The organism is Mycolicibacterium sp. XJ1819, from assembly GCF_053483675.1.
Map to the genome: position 1 here is coordinate 1 of NZ_JBEFST010000007.1, position 17,852 is coordinate 17,852.

Consider the following 17,852-nt stretch of genomic DNA (forward strand, 5'->3'; position numbering starts at 1 on the left):
CGTTCGGTGTAACCGCGCCGGCGTGCCGCGCCGCGATATACCCGAACACCAGGCCCTGGGCGATGGTTGCGCCCGCGCCGGGATACGACGCGCCGAACGCGTTGGCTGCGGTGTTGCCGATCGCGTACAAGCCGTCGATGACGCTGCCGTCTTCGCGGACTACCCGGGCGCGGTCGTCGGCGCGAAGACCGCCGCAGGTACCGAGATCGCTGAGCACCATCTTGACCGCGTAGTACGGTGCCTTGTCGAGCGCGCGCAGGTTCGGGTTGGGTTTGATGGTCGGGTCGCCGTAGTAGCGGTCGTATGCGCTGTCCCCCCGGTGAAAGTCGGTGTCGACACCGGCGCGCGACATTTCGTTGAACCGCGTCATCGTGGCGATGAACTGCGACGCCGGAACGCCCATTCTGGCTGCCAGGTCAGCCAGGTCCGAGGAGCGATGCGCGATGCCGGCCTCATACCAGGCACGCGGAATCGCCATGCGCGGGAACAGTTCAGCGCCGAAGACATAGCTGTTGCGGTACTGCTGGTCGAAGACGATCCACATCGTCTCGACCGGATGGCCCCTGCGTTCGCGTTCGAGCACACGCTGTCCGAACGACATGTAATCCGTTGCCTCGTTGACGAACCTGGTGCCGGTGTGGTCGACGATCAGCGAACCGGGCAGCGACCGTTCGGCAAGCATCACCAGCGGTGCACCCCCGGGCAGCGGTGCGACCGCGGGAAACCACCACGCCTGATCCATCAAATCGATTGCGGCGCCGAGTTCTTGGGCGCAGCGAATCGCATCCCCGGTGTTGGTGTCGGCGCCCAGGCTCATATACGCGCCGAGGGCTTCGGACTGGAACTTCCATCTCATGTCCATGCGGTGGTCGAATCCGCCTGCCGCCAGCACCACGCCGCGCCGCGCGGTGACCGTGACCTGGCGTCCGTCGTGGTCGATTACGGCGCCGGTGACCCGGCCGTCCTCGGCGGTCAGGCGGCGCAGCACGCTGCCGGTCCAGATCGGGATATCCGCCCGCAGCACACCGGCGAACAACCCGGCGGCCAAGGCCTGACCGCCCGCGGCGTAGCGGCGGCCGAGCAGCAGCCCGCCGACCCCCTGCACGAGGCGCTTGGCGACCGTCGGCAGGCCTTTGCGCGGCACTCGCGACATCAGGTTCAGCCACCGGTAATCGGCGCCCGTCGTGGGCATCGGGATCTTGACTTCCATGACGCCGCCGCGCAGCCGGCTGCGATAGTCACCGAGGATCGCCGTGTTCAGGGGCCGGCATTCGCAGGTGCGACCGGCCGCCGTGCCACCGGGCTTCTCGGGGTGATAATCGGAATAGTCCTTCGCCCAGAACAGCCGCATCGGCGTGGCCCGCCGCAACATCTCCACCGTGGCACCGACGTGGGCGAGAAACGCTGTGGAGCGTTCCCGGGACGCTGTTCCGGCGACGACCGAGTCCAGGTATTCCTGCGCGCGCGCCATCGTGTCGCCGGCCCGGTTCTCCTCGAGGATCGGGCTCGCCGGGAACCACAGCGCACCGCCGGAGCGAGCGGTCGACCCCCCAACATGGGACGACTTCTCGACGACCAGAACCGACATACCCAGCTCCTTGGCCGCCAGCGCAGCGGCCAGCCCGGTGCCTGATCCGACGACCAGAAGGTCGACGGCGGTGTCCTGGACGGGCAATCCGGCAGGGATCGTGGTCGAGTCGGGAGTCGTCACGTCTGACGACAGTAGATAGCCGCCGCAGCCCACCGAATCCAGCCTCCCTGCCAGCGGGACGATCGCCGATTTCTGGTGGTCTTGCGCGGTAGAACGAAGCCATGACGTTGCAGAGTGATGTCGAGGTCCGCCAGATCGAAACGGAGCAGGCGCCGACCCGGTTCGCTCGCGGCTGGCACTGCCTGGGCCTGGCCCGCGAACTCGGGGACGGCAAGCCGCACACGGTGCATGCCTTCGGCCAGAAACTGGTGGTGTTCCGCAGCGCTGACGGCAGGATCAACGTGCTCGACGCCTATTGCCGGCACATGGGCGGCGATCTGTCGCAGGGCGAGGTCAAGGGCAACGAGATCGCGTGCCCCTTCCATGACTGGCGCTGGGGTGGTGACGGCCGGTGCAAGAAGGTGCCCTACAGCAAGCGGGCGCCGCGGCTGGCCCGGACGGCGACCTGGATGACGCTCGAGCAGGACGGGATGCTGTTCGTGTGGAACGATCCCGAGGGCAACCCGCCGGAGGAGGTGGCGATTCCCCGCATCGAAGGCGCGGAAAGCGACGAGTGGACCGACTGGCACTGGTACACCACCGTGGTCAACACCAACTGCCGCGAGATCATCGACAACGTCGTCGACATGGCGCACTTCTTCTACATTCACGGGTCGATGCCCACCTACTTCAAGAACATCTTCGAAGGACACATCGCCACGCAGTACATGAACAGCGGTGCCCGCGAGGACATACCGCATCCGGAGGGCCAGCCGCGGATGCTGGGCACCACGTCCGCCGCGTCGTATTACGGACCGTCGTTCATGATCGACGATCTGACCTATCACTTCGAGCACGAAGACCAGAAGACGATACTGCTCAACTGTCACTACCCGATAGACGCCAATTCGTTTGTGCTGCAATACGGGATCATCGTCAAGAAGTCCGCGACCCTGCCGGAGGAGGCGGCGATGGCCACGGCCATCGCACTCGGGGATTGGGTGAAGGTGGGCTTCGAGCAGGACGTGGCGATCTGGAAGAACAAGGCCCGCATCGACAACCCGTTGCTGTGCGAAGAGGACGGGCCGGTGTATCAGCTGCGGCGGTGGTACGAGCAGTTCTACGTCGACGTCGCCGACATCGAACCCGACATGGTTGACCGCTTCGAGTACGAAATCGATGTCGCCCGCCCCCGGGAGGCCTGGCAGAAGCAGGTCGAGGAAAACATCTCCGCACGCGCCGCGCAGACTTAAATGGCTGTCCGGACAGACAACCGTCTGCAGGACTTACCGCCGGTGCCGGTGAGTTGCCGGCGCTGCGCCGCCGAAGTGCTTGTCCGCAAGAGCAGCTGGCAGCAGACCAGCATTCAGTGGAACGCGCAGGCAACCGCCAGATGCCCGCAACGACGTGAGGCAGAGATGCTCAACAAGCACAGCGGCGGAGTGTTTCTGGTGTGTTCGGATCTGCGCGACTCGATCGACGAGGCGGCCGAGAGTGGCGTCCTGCGCGTCGTCGACGAAACGGTTGACGGAGCGCCGTAATCTCGAGCTGTGACTGAGGGCGTCGAGGTGCGCGTCGCGGTGGTGACCGGCGGGAGCCGCGGCGCCGGCCAGGGCATCGCCAGGGCGCTGGTGGCAATGGGGTGGCGCGTGTACGTGACGGGCAGGGCAGTGACGGACCCCGGTGGCGGCGCCGTCGCTGTGGAACTGGACCATCGCGATGACGCGGCGGTGGCCGCGTTGTTCACGCGGGTGGAGCAGGACAGCGGTCGGCTGGACCTGCTGGTCAACAATGCCGCTGCGGTGCACGACGCCCTGACGGATCCGAAACCGTTCTGGGACAAGCCCATCGACTTGGCCGAGATCCTCGACGTGGGACTGCGATCGGCGTATGTCGCGTCGTATTTCGCCGCTCCGCTGTTACTTCGCGGCGAGCGCGGACTGATCGCGTTCACGTCGTCGCCGGGTTCGGTGTGCTACATGCACGGACCCGCCTACGGCGCGCAGAAGGCCGGTGTCGACAAGATGGCGGCCGATATGGCTGTCGACTTCCGCGGAACCACCGTGCACACCGCATCGATCTGGATGGGAATCCTGCTGACGGCGAAGCTGCGGAGTGCTTTCGACGGCAACCCCGAGGGCCTGGCGGCGATGGCGCAGCACGCCGAGACACCCGAGTTCGTCGGGCAGGTGATCGACGCGCTGTACCGCGATCCGAGACTCGACGAGCTCAGCGGGCACACCCTGATCGCTGCCGAACTCGCCGAGCGCTACGGCATCACCGACGAGGGCGGCAGGAAGCCGCCGTCGCACCGCGACATGCTGGGCTCGCCGCGCACGCCCAGCGACGTGGTCGTGCGGTGACGACTCAGGTCAGCTGGAACGCGCTGATCGGCGCTTCCTCGGGGTAGGTCGTCGGACCGCCCAGGTCGTAGACCGCGTTGAGCGAGGCGATGAATTCCGGGTCGTGCAGTGGTTCGCTGGGCACGTCGAGCTTGATGCCCTTCTTGTGAACGTCGTCGACGAGCATGTCGATGGCTTTGTCGACGGTGAGATCGTCGCTGCCGTCCATGTTCTTCTTCAGTTCGTCGAAGTCGGTGAACACCTCGGCCGACCAGTGCACCAGGAACCGCAACTCGTCGGTGTGGTGACGGGCGATCACATCGTCGCCGTTCTTGAGCAGCCAGTGGTTGCGGTCAGCGGGATCGCCGGTGAACACGGTGTCGAAGCCAAGGCCCGGCGGCGTCTGCAGTTCCAGCGGCCCGTTCGCCTCGCCGCGATGCACCATCATCTCGTTCTGCACGAGCACACCGCGGTTGTAGATCGGCGGCAGGACACGTCGCGGCTCCTTGAGCGGACCGTCGGGCCAGTAGGTGAAACCGCTGCCCTCGTCGAGCGAGAACCAGGTGATCACCTGCGCCATTTTGATCAGGTAGTCCTGAAACAACCCCGACTTGCCCATCACGCTGCACAGCCATGTGGGCGCATTCTCGTGGCGGACACCGCGAAAGCTCGGGGAATCCAGATGGCCGGGATCGCGGTTGGCGCACGGCCCGTTGATGTTGAACAGCATCATCTGGGGTTTGGCGTACTCGGCGCCCCAGTAACTCTTGGCGAGTTCGACGAACCGCTGGTTGTAGAAGCAGTCGTGCAGTTCCGGGTACAGCACCGTGCCGTAATTCGCCAGGTAGCCACGGAACGTCGCGGTCAAGAACAGGTCCAGCGACGGGGTGAACCCCTCGGGAAACAGTCCGCTCAGGGTGGCCATCAGTTCCTCGGCCGACGCGAAGTGCTGGGCGATGATCAGCTTCCACGGCCCCTGCGTGCGCACCACATCGAGGAGGCGTTCGCGTTGGTCGTCGGTATAGACATTGTCGATCTCGCGGGGCGGTGAGGCAGGCCGCAGAACGTCGGAAAGCTCGATCCGCTGCTGTTCGGTAAGCATGGCTCGATTGTGGCGCGGCCATGGGCCGCCGGATGGTCACCTGTCCGGTGATCGGGACGCCGCTTTTGCGGCGAGCAGACGCGGAGGCCCAGTTTGCCGCTACCGCGGGAGCGGGTTGGCGAATTTGGCGCGTAACAACGCACCGATCTCGGCCACCGCCAGGCGCCCCCGCGCCGTCGCGTCCGAGCGCATCAGGAACCCGTGGTAGACGCCGGGATAGCGGGTCAGCGTGGTCTGTACCCCGGCGTCGCGCAGTCGAAGCGCATACCGCTCGCCCCAGTCGCGGATCGGATCACACGCGGCGGTGACGACGATGGCCTGCGGCAGCCCGGTCAGGTCGGTTGCCATTGCCGGGAATCGGTATTGGTCCGGCGGTGTGCTCACCCCCCGGTCCGCGAGTTCGTGCATGAAGTCAATGTCGTCGCGGCGCAGCATCGGCGCGTCGGGCATGCTCACGATCGACTCGCAGGTCATGTCGCGGTCCAGCCCCGGATACATCAGCACCTGGCAGTGGATGGACGGGCCGCCGCGGTCGCGTGCGGCAAGAGCGACTCCCGCTGCCAACGAGCCGCCGGCGCTGTCGCCGATGACCGCCATCTGCTTGGCGTCGACGCGAAGCGCGTCGGCGTTCGACGCGACATACGAGGCGGCTGCATAGGCGTCCTCGAACTGCGCCGGCGCGGGCGCCTCGGGTGCCAATCGATAGTCGACGGATATCACCGCGGCGCCACTTTCGGCGGCCAGCGTCCGGGCGAGCGGCTCGAACGAGTGATTGGATCCCAATACCATTCCGCCACCGTGGAAATAGACCAGGACGGGGGAGTTGTCGGCGTGGGTCGGCCGATAGATCCGGATCGGGACAGATCCTCCCGGACCGGGGACGAACAGATTCTCGATGTCAGCCAGCTCTGGCATGTCGTCGGGGTGCGGTGCTGATTCGATCGCCCGCCGAACCTCCGTGAGACCACGCTGACGCATCGGGGGAATCGGCCCGAAGGCAGCGACGCGCTCGGCGGCGTCCGGATCCAGAGGGTATTGCGTCACAGCTGATCTCGGTCGCCTGATGCCGACTGCAGGGTGGCGCCCGCGTAGATGATTCCGCCCGACAGCGCGGTGGCCCCGCCACCGTATCCGCGGTCCAGCACCAGCACGCGTGCTCCGCGGTCGGCGGCCTCGATCGCCGCGGCGGCACCGGCAGCCCCGAACCCGACGACGATGACGTCGTACTCGGTTGTTGTTGGCATGTTCACTCTCACAGCACCGACTTGATCTGTTTGGCGACCAACCGGGTGGCGCGCTTCGCCGACAGCCGGGTCAGGATGTCGAGAGCCCGCGCATCCGTGCCGATCAGGACGCGGAAGCGGTCATCGGCGATGCCGTCGACGATCTTGTCGCCCGCGGCCTCGGGGCTGGTGGAACGGACTTTCCTGCCGCCGGCATCGAGCATCTGCACCCCGGAGTTGCCCGTCAGGTTGGTGTCGATGTTGCCCGGAAACACCGTCACCACATGGACGTTGGTGTCGCACAGTTCGGCGTAGAGACCTTCGCTGAACTGCTTGACCGCACCCTTGCTCGCGCTGTACAGCGTCTGGCTGGCGAACGGCAACAGCGCGGAAAGACTCGACATGTTCGTGATGTTCGCCTCCGGACGTGCCAGCAAGGTCGGCAGGAACGTGCGGCACATGCGCACCGTGCCTTCGAAGTTGACGGCCATGATGTGGTTGGTCTCCGCCGGGGAGAGTTCGGCGAACGGTGCGAACCGGTGTATGACGCCGGCGATGTTGACCAGCCCGTCGACCTGCCCGTGTGTCTCTGTCACCACATGCGGTAGCGCCGCGACGGCCTCGTCGTCGGTGACGTCGAGAACGTGGGTCGACACCGGGGAGCCCGTCTGGCCCGCAAGCTCAGCCGTGCCGGCCAGCCCGGCGGCATCGAGGTCCACCGCCGCGACGCGGGCGCCTCGGCGGGAAAGACCAAGCGTGACTTGCCGGCCCATACCGTTGCCTGCGCCGGTCACTACGAACACTCTGTCGGCGATCTGCACGTCGACCTTCTTTCAGCCGGATCCGGTCAGTGCCGTGCGGGGTCGAATCGCTGCTTGGTGCGCAGGACCGGTGCGCGGCGCTCAGCGAGGATCGCAGCCCGCTCGGACATCGCGTTGCCCACATACTCGGGCTGGGTGAGCAGGTAGAACTCGCCCGCGGCGGCCTGCTCGAACACCACCTGTGCCGCTTCGAGCGGATCCATTGCCTCGGCCTTGATGTCGAGCATCGCCGCCCGCTGCGATTCGGCGGCCCCGACGTCGCCGTCGTCGACCCCACCGGCCGCTTCGAAGATGTTGGACTTCACCGCGCCAGGCAGCACCGCCTGTACGTGGATCCGGTCGCCATGGCCGGCCAGTGCGACCTCCAGGCGCAGACATTCGGTCAGCGCCAGCACCGCATGCTTGCTCATGATGTAGGGCGCCTGAAGCGGTACGACGGCGACGCCGCCGATGGACGACAGGTTCCACACCCACGACCGGGTGTCCGCGGCGATCATCCGCGGCAGGAACGCGCGGACGCCGTAGAACACGCCGTTGACGTTGATGTCCACCAGTCGATCCCAATTGGCGACGGGGGTGTCCCACAGATACCCGAACTGCTCGACACCTGCGTTGTTGACCAACAGCCGGACCGGGCCGATCTCCGAATACACCTGTGCGGCAACTTTTTCGAGCGCCGCGGGATCACGCACATCGCACACCTGGTCCACCGAGCCCGGGAGCTCGTCGCGAAGCGCCGCGATCGCCGAGGCGTCGATGTCGACGAGCACGACGGTCATGCCCAGCGCGGCGGCATGGCGTGCCAGCCCCGCGCCTATCCCGTTGCCTGCACCGGTGATGACCGCGACACCACCGCCGAAAGCCGTGTGTGCGTCCACCGCGTTACGAGCCGGCCGATGCCGCGGCGGCGGTCTTGGCGGCGTGTTCGGCGAACGGAATCGAGTCCTCGGCGTCGAGGATCACGGTCATCGAGGTGAAGACCAGTCGGTTGTCAGAGCGGCGGATGCCGACGTCGACCACGCCGCTGGAGACGTCGAACGGAACGTTGTTCGTCACCTGGTTGACGTACAGGTAGAAGCGTGCGGTGGTGACGTCCCCGTCGACGCCGGTGCGGAAGACGTTGGTGGCGTGGTGGCGCAGCGGGTAGGGATTCTCGTTGCGGTGCTGGGTCAACCACGCCAACGTTTCGTCTTTGCCGTGCAACTCGGCGGCCAGCAGGTCCTCGAACGGGCAGTTCCCGGAATCGGATCGGCTCAGATATTCCATCTCGTCGCCGAGCCGGGATCCGAGTTCGGCGAAGTGACCCTGGTCGTAGTGGTACCAGAAGGCGGCGATGAACTCCTGGACCTCGGACAGCGTGATCTCGTTGCTCATGGGTGCGAGTCAACCGCCTCCGACCGTGGCGTGGCGGGACGATGCCCGGTCAGTGGAACGCCACGCGGCCCGGTGCCCGGGTCAGTCTACGATCAGGCTCCACATGTCGGGGCCGGCAGCCAGGGTCGCGTTGGTGACCTGTTCGTCCCAGTAGCGCACCGTCCCGAATTCGGATCGCCACGCGAGTGCGGCGCGGGTGAACTCGTGCAACCGGTGCTCGAAGGTGGTGCCGATCGCGCCGTGGACCTGGTGGGCGTTGCGCACCACGACCGACGTGGCATGACCGACGCAGGAGCGTGCCGCCGCGACGCGGAAGGCGAGGTTGCCCGTCGACCAGTCGCTCGTGACGGCGGTTGTCAGCGCGGCCTCGGTCGCCGCCCGCGCCAACGCCGCTTCGGCGGCCAGGTCGGCGATCAGGTGCTGGACGGCCTGGAATCGGGACAGGGGACGGCCGAACTGGATTCGCGACGCGGCGTGTTCGACCGACGACGCGACGATTCGGTCGAGCGTCGCGCACACCTGGATCGCCCGCACCATCGCGGCTCTCAGCCACAATTCGGCCACCAGACCGGAGGTCACCGGTACGCCGTCGAGCGTGGCGACGTCGACCTCGACGGAGTCGCGGGGTTCACCGATCAGGTTGGCGCCGGGCGTGATTGCGAGCGCGGCGGCGCCGACGTCGGCGACGCGGTGGTCGTCGCCGACGCGCCAGACAACGACCACCCGGTCACTGACCGCGGCCCAGGGGACACCGCTGGCGGTGCCGTCGTCGCCGAGCAGGCACACGGTGCGCACCGCGTCGTCGCTGCCCATCTCGTTCGCCTCGAGCAGCCAGCAGGCCAGCAGGTCGTGTTCGGCCACCGGTGTTCGCACCGCGTTGCGGGCGGCGGCCGTCAGCAGTTCGGCGGCCTCGAACCAACCCGCTCCGCTGCCGCCCGACTCCTCGGCGCCGGTCAGGCGGACCAGGCCCAGGTCGTCGAGGCGCCGCCACAACTCGGAGTCCCGTTCGACGGTCTTCGCCACTGGGTGGGCGTCGCGGTACTCGGCGAAGACCGCGTCCATCATCTCGACGAGCGCCGGATCGACATTCATCGCAGCCCCAACCCTCGTGCGATCACGCCGCGCAACACCTCGTTGGTGCCGCCGCGCAGCGTGAAGCCCGGGCGCTGGTCCACGGCCTGCGAAACCAGTTCGCCGAGATCGGGGTCCGTGGTCGCGTCGGTCAGTGTGTCGGCGTAGTCGGCGATGTCGCCCTCGGTGGTGGTGCCGAGCACCTTGACCACCGCCGCGGGAACATCTGCGGGCTCGCGCCGCTCCAGTGCGCCCGCGACGGCGGTCGACATCTGGTGCAGTCCGGCGGTTCTGGCGACGAGGCGGCCGAGGCCTGCGTCCCGCGAAAGCTCCTGTGCGGCCACTTTCTCGGCGCACGCCCGCAACAGCACGAAGGTCGACAGAAACCGCTCGGGCCCGCTGCGTTCGAAGGCGAGCTCCGAGGTGACCTGGCGCCAGCCCGCACCGATCTCACCGAACACCATGTCGTCGGGCACGACGGCGCCGTCGAGGATCACCTCGTTGAAGTGGTGTGCGCCGTTCATCGAGACGACGGGCCGGATGTGCACACCCGGCCCGCGCAGGTCGACGATGAACTGACTCAACCCGGCGTGGCGGTTGTCCGGATCGACGGGCGCCGTGCGGGCCAGCGCGATGAACGCATGCGCGTAGTGCGCCCCCGAGGTCCACACCTTCGTCCCCGACAGCGACCATCCACCGTCCAGCTGAACCGCCTTGGTGCGCACGCTCGCGAGATCGGAGCCGGAATCGGGTTCGCTCATGCCGATGCCGAAGAAGCACTCGCCGCGCACGATCCGGGGAAGGAACTCGTTCTTCTGCATTTCCGTGCCGTACTTGAGCAACGACGGCACGATCTGCCGATCGGCGATCCAGTGCGCCGCGACCGGTGCACCCGCGGCGAGCAGTTCCTCGGTCACCGCGAACCGTTCGACGAAGGAGCGGCCGTGCCCGCCGTACTCGACCGGCACGGTCATCCCGAGATAACCTTGTGCGGCAAGCGCTTTGGTGAAATCCTCGTCCCATCCCGTCAGCCACGCGTCGACCGACGGCGTGAAGGCGCCCGCGGCACGCTGCTCGGCGAGGAACTCGCGGACCTCGGCTCGCAGGGCCGCCGTCGCAGCGGCGTCGACGGCCGCCGGGGGAACGAGGCGGGGGAGCGTCTGCGGTGTGCTCATGACGGCAACTGTAGGGACTTGGTCTGCAGGAATTCCTCGAACCCCGCGCGGCCGAGCTCCCGGCCGACACCGGACTTCTTGTACCCGCCGAACGGCGCGACCGGGTTGTACATGCCGCCGTTGACGTCGAGCTGTCCGGTCTGCACCCGCCGCGCGAACGCAATGGCCGTGTCGAGGTCGGGACCCCACACCGCGCCCGCGAGCCCGTAGGGCGTGCCGTTGGCGATGCGAAGGGCGTCGTCGGCGTCCCGGAACGGAATCACCGCGAGCACCGGCCCGAACACCTCCTCCTGGCCCAACTCGGAGGCGGGGTCGACGTCGGCGAACACGGTCGGGGCGACGTAGTAGCCGGCGTCGCGGACCGGTTCGGATCCACCGGTGAGCAGGCGGGCGCCGTCGCGGCGCGCGCGGTCGATGAACCCGCGTACCGACTCGAACTGCGCGGCCGAGGCCAGGGGCCCGATCCGGGTGCCGGCCTCGGACGGGTCGCCGACGGTGTACTTGGCGGCGGCGGCCTCCACCAGTTCGAGGGCCTCGTCGTAGCGCGAGCGCGGCACCAGCATCCGGGTCCACGCCATGCAGGTCTGTCCGCCGTTGAGGAACGCGTTGCCCACGCCGACCTTCACCGCGGTAGTCAGGTCGCCGCCGTCGAGGATGACGTTGGCGGATTTGCCGCCGAGTTCGAGCGCGACCTTTTTCACCGACCCGGCGGCGAGCTCGGCGACCCGGCGGCCCACGGCGGTCGACCCGGTGAACGACACCACGTCGACGTCGGGATGCGACGCGATGCGCTCGCCCACCACGCGGCCGCTGCCCGACACCAGGGTCACCACGCCGTCGGGAAGTCCGGCCTCCTCGACCGCTTCGATGAACTCGAACACCGACAGCGGCGCCTCGTTGCTCGGCTTGAGGACGACGGTGCAGCCCGCGGCGATCGCGGGCAGCACCTTGGCCACCACCTGATACAGCGGGTAGTTCCAAGGGGTGATGGCGCCGACCACACCGTACGGCTCGCGCAGCACCAACGAGTTGCCCACACGCTCTTCGAATTCGAAGGTATCGAGAACGTCGGCGAAGCCGCGCGCCACGGCCAGCGGTACCTGGGTCTGTACGCCTTGGGCGATGCGGACCGGGGCGCCCATCTCCCGGGTGATGGTCTCGGCGATGTCGGGCAACCGTTTCTCCATCGCGGCGATCACCCGGGCCAGCCGGTCACGTCGTTCAGCGATGCTGATCAACGGGTCGAAGGCGCGACGGGCGGCGGCCACCGCCGCGTCCACGTCGGCGACAGTCCCGTCGGGCACGCAACCGATCGCCTTCTCGGACGCCGGGTCGATCACCTCGATCACGTCGCCCGCCGACGGTGTCACCCAGTGTCCGTCGATGAACAGCGTCTTACGGGTGTAGTCGTGCATGGATCTCCTCGGCGGATCAGGGAACGATGCTCGCGCGGACGTCGCGCTTGTGCTCGGCGGCGGCGAAGGCCTCGTTGATCTCGTCGAGCGGATACTGCGCTGCAGCCAGCCGGTGCAGGGGGAGGGTGTCCTGGTGCTGGTCGAGGAACGTCAGCGCCCGCGACAGCACCGGCGGTTCGTACAGCGAGACCCCGACCATCGTCTTGTTGGCGAAGACGAAGCGCGACGGGTCGAATTCGAATGTCTTGCCGATGTTGATGTTGCCGATCTCCACATAGCGACCGAACTGGCCCAGCATTTTGAGGCCCTCGTCGATGGCGGACGGGTGACCGACGACCTCGACCACCACGTCGGCACCATGGCCGTCGGTCAGCTCGCGGACGATCTTCGTGCGGTCCTTCACCGTGGCGGCCGCGTTGAGATCGATCACCGCGTCCGCACCGAACGCCCTCGCCAACTCGAGTCGCTCGGGCACCCCGTCGACGGCGATGACGCGCGCGGCGCCGCGGGCCTTGGCCACCGCGACCGCGTACAGGCCCAGCGCGCCGGCACCCTGCACGACCACGGTTTCACCGAGTGTCTGGTCGACGCGCTCCAACCCGTACATCACCTGGGACAGCGCACAGTTGGCGCCCGAAGCGATGTCGTCGCTGACCCGGTCGGGCACCGTGTACACCACCGCTTTGGCCGGCAGCAGGAAGTAATCCCCGTAGCCGCCGACGAAATAGGGTGGCGCGTCGGCGCGTCCGAGCATGGCCATCGCGAGGTTCAGGCACGCGTTGCGCCTGCCCGCCAGGCAGTTTCGGCACCGGTGGCAGGAAAAGAAGTACGGAAACACCACCCGGCTGCCCTTCTTCAGAGGTGCGCCGTTGGAGTCCGCCGTGACGCCGTCACCCAGCTCTTCGACCGCGCCCACCATCTCGTGACCGAGCACCGTCGGAAGTTGGCCTCCCAGCCCACCGGTGGCGAAGGTGCCGTGCCACGCGTGCAGGTCCGATCCACAGATGTTGGTCCTGGCCACCTTGATCAAGATCTCGCCGGGGCCGACCTCGGCCAAGTTCACGGTTTCGATCTCGAACGGCTTTCCGGGCGCGTCGAAGCGCGCGATACGTCCTGTGAACAACTGACAGTTCCCTTCTGGCTCAGCGGCTCAGCGGTTCGGCCGCGAATCGTTCGCGCAGTTCACGTTTGAGCAGCTTGCCGCTCGGGTTCTTCGGGAGTGCATCGACGAAGAAGACGTGCTTGGGGGTCTTGAACCCGGCCAGGTGCTCGCGGCAGTGCGCGATCAGGTCGTCTTCGCTCAGGTCGGCACCCTCGCGGGAGACCACCGCGGCGACCACGGTCTCGACCCATGTCGGATGCGGAAGACCGAAGACCGCGACCTCCTGAACCCCGTTGTGCCGGTAGAGAACCTCCTCGACTTCGCGGCTGGCGACATTCTCGCCACCGGTCTTGATCATGTCCTTCTTGCGGTCGACCACATGCAGGAGACCGTGTTCGTCGTAGTAGCCCAGGTCACCGGAGTGGAACCAGCCGCCGCGGAACGCTTCTGCCGTCTTGGCCGGGTCGTCGAGGTAGCCGAGCATCAGGTGCGGGCTGCGGTGGGCGATCTCGCCCACCACGCCGGTTGCGACGGGCGCGTCGTGCTCGTCGAGGATCGTCGTCTCCACGTTCACCACCGGCCGTCCCGCGGAACCGGCGTGGGCGTCCTGCTCGTCGGGCCCGAGCGCGGACGCCAGCGGCGCCAACTCGGTCTGTCCGTAAAAGTTCCACAACCTCAGGTTCGGCAGCCGGTCGCGGATTTCGGAAAGGATCTCGGTCGGCATCGCCGAAGCGCCGTAGTAGCCCTTGCGCAGGCTCGACAGATCGACCTTGTCGAACACCGGGCAACGCAACAGGCTGATCCACACCGTCGGCGGTGCGAAGTAGTTGGTCACCCGGTAGCGGGCGATCGTGTGCAGCACCGTCTCCGGATCGGGCCCGGGCAGGATGATGCTGGTCGCGCCGAGATAGATGTCGGTGGCCAGGAAGTTGTCCAGCTGTGCGCAGTGATACAGCGGCAGCGAGTGGATTTCGACGTCGTCACCGGCCATCGAGCCGGCGACGATGGTGCTGACGTACTGCCACAGCAGGCTGCGACTGGTGTGCATCGCGCCCTTGGGGCGCGACTCGGTACCGCTGGTGTACATCAACCTCAGCAGCTGGTCATCCGCGACGCGCGGATTCGGCGCGGCGGTGGTGGTGGAAAGCCATTGGGCGAAGTCGTCCCAACCTGGCGGAACGTCCTGCCCGGGCCGGGCGATCGCGGCCTTGGTGCGCACCGATCCGGCGATGCGCATCGCATTCTCGGCGACGGCCGCCAGCTCGGCTTCGACGATGAAGCCGTCGGCTTTGCTGTGGCCGAGGATGTAGGCGACCTCCTCGGCCGTCAGCATGAAGTTGATCGGCACCAGCACCACTGCGACGCGGGCGGTGGCAAAGGCGAGCACCGCGTACTGCCAGCAGTTGCGGGCCAACAACGCCACCCGGTCGCCCGGCCGGAAGCCGTTGTCCTGCAATGCTGCTGCGGCCCGATCCACGAGATGGTCGAACTCGGCGAAGGTCAACACGACGCCGCCGTCGATGATCGCGGTCTTGTCGGGTTGCTTGCGGGCCGATCGGCGCGGAATGTCCCCGAGGGTGTGGCTGCGTGCCTGATCGACCACAGCGTCCAGATCCATGGCGGCAGCGTAGGCCCGAACGGGGCGGCGCGGGCGGTGGATGTCCCGCTCAGTAGGCAGGGCAGTGTCCAATCTGCTGTGTCGCCCCGATACTCGACGTGTGACTGTTGATGCTCGAGCCCTCCCGTCGCCGCGTGCCTCGGTCGTCGACCGCGACGAACTGAGGGCGAACCTCGTTCAGGCGGACCCCGGCGTTCTGGTCGCGGTGCTGGCTCAGCTGACGGGTGATCAGTCCGTGATCGACCGGTTCAGGCCGAAAATCTCCCACGAACCCGATCCGCCCGAGCGCGTCGGTGTCACCGACGCCGAAACCATGACATCGCTCGTCGACGCGGTCATCACGGCGGTGACGTCGCCGCGAGCCGATGAGGCGTTCGCCGCCGATGACATCGGTCTGTTCACCCGTGCACTGCCGGTGGCGCTGGGTTCCGACGTCGACGGCGAGTTCGTCTCGCTTCTGCTGGAGCAGGGCGGTTTTCACCTCTCGCAACCCACGCTGCCGCGCACGGTGCCGATCCCGCCGACGACGACGGTGGCGATCGTCGGCGCCGGCATCGCCGGCATCATCACCGCGCTGGCCGCCGCCGACGCGGGGGTGAAGTACCAGATCTTCGACCGCAACGACGAGGTCGGGGGCACCTGGCTGACGACGAGGTACCCCGGGATCGGTGTCGACACCCCGTCGGCGTACTACTCGCTTTCGCGGGAGGTCAACCCCGACTGGTCGAGCTACTATCCGCAGGGCGCGGAGTACCAGAACTACCTGGTGAACCTGGCCGACAAGTACGGACTGCGTGAGCACACCCGGTTCGGCACCGAGGTGCAGGCCCTGTGGTGGGACGACGAGCGCAAGCAGTGGCAGATCCACGCGGTCGACCGCGACGGTAACCGTGACCTCAGCTACGCGCGGGCGGTCATCACCGCGGCCGGCTACCTCAACCGGCCCCGGTGGCCCGATGTTCCCGGCCGGGAATCGTTCGGCGGCACCAGCGTTCACTCGGCGCTGTGGGACCCGTCGCTGGACCTCTCCGGCAAGCGAGTCGCCGTCATCGGCGCAGGATGTACCGCCGTGCAGATCGTCGACGCATGCGTGGACGAGGTCGAGCACCTGACCGTCTTTCAACGTCAGCCGCACTGGGTGGCCCCGCGCAAGCGGCTCTCCGACGACGTTCCGGAGTATCGGCGCTATCTCGGACGGCACCTGCCGTACTACGCGAACTGGCACCGGTTGAAGTCGTATTGGGCGACGGCCGACAACAACTATCCCGTGATCCTGCGTGACCCGGCGTGGGCGAAGGACCATCTGTCGATCTCACAGGCCAACGACACCCTGTTGCAGATGTGTCTGGAGTACATCCACCAGACCTTCGGCGAAGGCTCGGAGCTTGCGAAGAAGGTCACCCCGGACTTCGCGCCGTACGGCAAGCGAATCGTCCGTGATCCGGGCGGCTACTACGCGGCGCTGACCCGGGACCACGTCGACGTCGAAGCCAGCGAACCGGCCGCCGTGAACGCCGACGGCATCGTCACCGAGGACGGCAGGCAGATCGATCTCGACGTGATCGTCTACGCCACCGGATACCACCTCGACTTCTTGTCCACGCTCGACATCCGAGGCCGCGACGGCACGACGCTGCGCGAGGAATGGGGCGACAGCCCGCGCGCGTACCGCGGCGGCACGGTGCCGGGCTTCCCGAATCTGTTCATCACCTCGGCGCCGAACTACAGCCCGGGCCACGGGGCGGGTGCCAACTTCTCCATGGAGGTGCTCGCGCACTACATCATGGAGTGCCTGCAACTGCTCGCACTGCGCGGTGCCACCACAATGGAGGTGACGCGGCAGGCCTACGACGACTACGTCGCGCAGATCGACGACGCGATGTCGCGCACGGTGTGGTGCCACACCCCCAGCGCACACACCTACTACCGCTCGGGTTCCGGTCGCGTGGTCGTGGCCACGCCGTACCGTCTCGTCGACATGTGGCATCAGCACCGCGCACCCGTCGAAGAACACTTCACATTCCGATGACCGGACTTCTGGCCGGCAAGACGGCACTGGTCACCGGTAGCAGCCGGGGTATCGGACGCGCTGTGGCACAACGTCTTTCCGCTGAGGGTGCCACGGTGGCCGTGACGGCGCGGTCATTCGAGCCGTCGACATCGATCCGCGGCGGTGCGGCCACGGCTCTGCCGGGCACGATCGGCGAGACCATCGAGTTGATCGAACGGGCCGGTGGCAGGGCGATCGGCATCGCCGCGGACCTCGAGGACGCCGACCAGCGTGAACGGCTGATCGACGAGGTCGTCGAACGCACCGGCACCCTCGACATCCTGGTCAACAACGCCGGGTTCGCGGACTACGCCCTCGTCGAGGAGATGAGCCTCGATACCTTCGACCGCACGGTCGAGCATTACCTGCGGACACCGTTCGTATTGGCCAAAGCGGCTGTGCCGCACATGCGCGAGCGGGGGGCGGGCTGGATCGTCAACATCGGCTCGGTGACCGGCGTCGCCCCGGTGCGGCCATACCGCGAGTACAACAAAACGTCGGGTGACGTCGTCTACGCCTCCTGCAAGGCGGCCCTGCACCGCTTCACCCAGGGCGTAGCCGCCGAACTGCTCGACTCGAACATCGCGGTGAACTGCGTTGGTCCGTCCACCGCCATCCGCACACCCGGTGCGGCCCAACTCATTCCGGACACCTTCCCGACTGAGCCGGTGGAGTACCTGGCCGAAACCGTCCTCGCGATGTGCCACCTGCCGGCCGCCGAGCGCACCGGACTGGTCGCGTTCAGCCTGCACTATCCGTGGTCGCAGGGCCTGACCGTGCACACGCTCGACGGCGCCACAGAGCTGCCGCCCCTGGAACCGCCCGCGACGGCCAACCCGAACATCAAACCGGCGGGCATCTAGCGAAAA

At 67.3% G+C, this 17,852-nt stretch carries 16 protein-coding genes and 1 pseudogene; 5 read left to right on the forward strand and 12 right to left on the reverse strand.

Going from position 1 to position 17,852, the window contains the following annotated elements:
- Positions 1–1,711, reverse strand: a 1,711-nt coding sequence (locus ABQE89_RS08865; RefSeq protein ID WP_448415945.1) for a 3-ketosteroid-delta-1-dehydrogenase, incomplete at its 3' end; no start/stop codon positions are given.
- 101 nt (positions 1,712–1,812) lie between these two features.
- Here ABQE89_RS08865 and ABQE89_RS08870 point away from each other — a divergent pair.
- Genes ABQE89_RS08870 through ABQE89_RS08880 form a run of 3 tightly spaced genes read left to right on the forward strand, consistent with a single transcriptional unit; the run spans position 1,813 to position 4,053 of the window.
- A complete protein-coding gene (locus ABQE89_RS08870; RefSeq protein WP_448415946.1) occupies positions 1,813–2,943 on the forward strand; it encodes a 3-ketosteroid-9-alpha-monooxygenase, oxygenase component in 1,131 nt (376 codons plus the stop codon).
- The gene (locus tag ABQE89_RS08875) at positions 2,944–3,231 is read left to right on the forward strand and encodes a ferredoxin (RefSeq protein WP_448415947.1); all 288 of its coding nucleotides are present in this window, start codon (positions 2,944–2,946) and stop codon (positions 3,229–3,231) included.
- A gap of 9 nt (positions 3,232–3,240) precedes the next feature.
- Entirely contained in the window at positions 3,241–4,053 is an 813-nt protein-coding gene (locus ABQE89_RS08880) for an SDR family NAD(P)-dependent oxidoreductase (RefSeq protein ID WP_448415948.1), read from the forward strand.
- A 4-nt stretch (positions 4,054–4,057) separates the two neighbouring features.
- Here the strand turns inward: ABQE89_RS08880 and ABQE89_RS08885 are convergent, their stop codons facing one another.
- The 11 genes and pseudogenes from ABQE89_RS08885 to ABQE89_RS08935 form a co-directional block, all read right to left on the reverse strand.
- Positions 4,058–5,134, reverse strand: a complete 1,077-nt coding sequence (locus tag ABQE89_RS08885) for a hypothetical protein (protein ID WP_448415949.1) — start codon at positions 5,132–5,134, stop codon at positions 4,058–4,060.
- Between the two features lie 99 nt (positions 5,135–5,233).
- Entirely contained in the window at positions 5,234–6,178 is a 945-nt protein-coding gene (locus ABQE89_RS08890; RefSeq protein ID WP_448415950.1) for an alpha/beta hydrolase, read from the reverse strand.
- Positions 6,178–6,378, reverse strand: a pseudogene (locus ABQE89_RS08895) (FAD-dependent oxidoreductase); the annotation flags it as partial. The gene ABQE89_RS08890 and the pseudogene ABQE89_RS08895, both read right to left, overlap by 1 nt.
- Positions 6,379–6,386: 8 nt before the next feature.
- Positions 6,387–7,178: an SDR family NAD(P)-dependent oxidoreductase gene (locus tag ABQE89_RS08900; protein ID WP_448415951.1), complete on the reverse strand. Its 792-nt coding sequence runs from the start codon at positions 7,176–7,178 to the stop codon at positions 6,387–6,389.
- Between the two features lie 26 nt (positions 7,179–7,204).
- Positions 7,205–8,056 carry an SDR family oxidoreductase gene (locus tag ABQE89_RS08905; RefSeq protein ID WP_448415952.1) on the reverse strand — a complete coding sequence of 284 codons (852 nt, stop codon included), beginning with the start codon at positions 8,054–8,056 and terminating at the stop codon, positions 7,205–7,207.
- 4 nt (positions 8,057–8,060) lie between these two features.
- Positions 8,061–8,552: a nuclear transport factor 2 family protein gene (locus tag ABQE89_RS08910; RefSeq protein ID WP_448415953.1), complete on the reverse strand. Its 492-nt coding sequence runs from the start codon at positions 8,550–8,552 to the stop codon at positions 8,061–8,063.
- Between the two features lie 81 nt (positions 8,553–8,633).
- A complete protein-coding gene (locus ABQE89_RS08915; protein WP_448415954.1) occupies positions 8,634–9,644 on the reverse strand; it encodes an acyl-CoA dehydrogenase family protein in 1,011 nt (336 codons plus the stop codon).
- The gene (locus ABQE89_RS08920) at positions 9,641–10,798 is read right to left on the reverse strand and encodes an acyl-CoA dehydrogenase family protein (RefSeq protein ID WP_448415955.1); all 1,158 of its coding nucleotides are present in this window, start codon (positions 10,796–10,798) and stop codon (positions 9,641–9,643) included. The genes ABQE89_RS08915 and ABQE89_RS08920 overlap by 4 nt, the downstream gene beginning before the upstream one ends.
- The gene (locus ABQE89_RS08925) at positions 10,795–12,213 is read right to left on the reverse strand and encodes an aldehyde dehydrogenase family protein (RefSeq protein WP_448415956.1); all 1,419 of its coding nucleotides are present in this window, start codon (positions 12,211–12,213) and stop codon (positions 10,795–10,797) included. The genes ABQE89_RS08920 and ABQE89_RS08925 overlap by 4 nt, the downstream gene beginning before the upstream one ends.
- A gap of 16 nt (positions 12,214–12,229) precedes the next feature.
- A complete protein-coding gene (locus ABQE89_RS08930) occupies positions 12,230–13,336 on the reverse strand; it encodes a zinc-binding dehydrogenase (RefSeq protein ID WP_448415957.1) in 1,107 nt (368 codons plus the stop codon).
- A 19-nt stretch (positions 13,337–13,355) separates the two neighbouring features.
- Positions 13,356–14,933 (reverse strand): acyl-CoA synthetase, encoded by a 1,578-nt coding sequence (locus tag ABQE89_RS08935; protein ID WP_448415958.1) that lies wholly within the window; start codon positions 14,931–14,933, stop codon positions 13,356–13,358.
- Between the two features lie 100 nt (positions 14,934–15,033).
- On the opposite strand from ABQE89_RS08935, the gene ABQE89_RS08940 reads away from it, so the two are divergent.
- Entirely contained in the window at positions 15,034–16,962 is a 1,929-nt protein-coding gene (locus ABQE89_RS08940; RefSeq protein ID WP_448415959.1) for a flavin-containing monooxygenase, read from the forward strand.
- Positions 16,959–17,846, forward strand: coding sequence for an SDR family NAD(P)-dependent oxidoreductase (locus ABQE89_RS08945; protein ID WP_448415960.1), 888 nt, complete (start codon positions 16,959–16,961; stop codon positions 17,844–17,846). The genes ABQE89_RS08940 and ABQE89_RS08945 overlap by 4 nt, the downstream gene beginning before the upstream one ends.
- Positions 17,847–17,852: the final 6 nt, after the last annotated feature.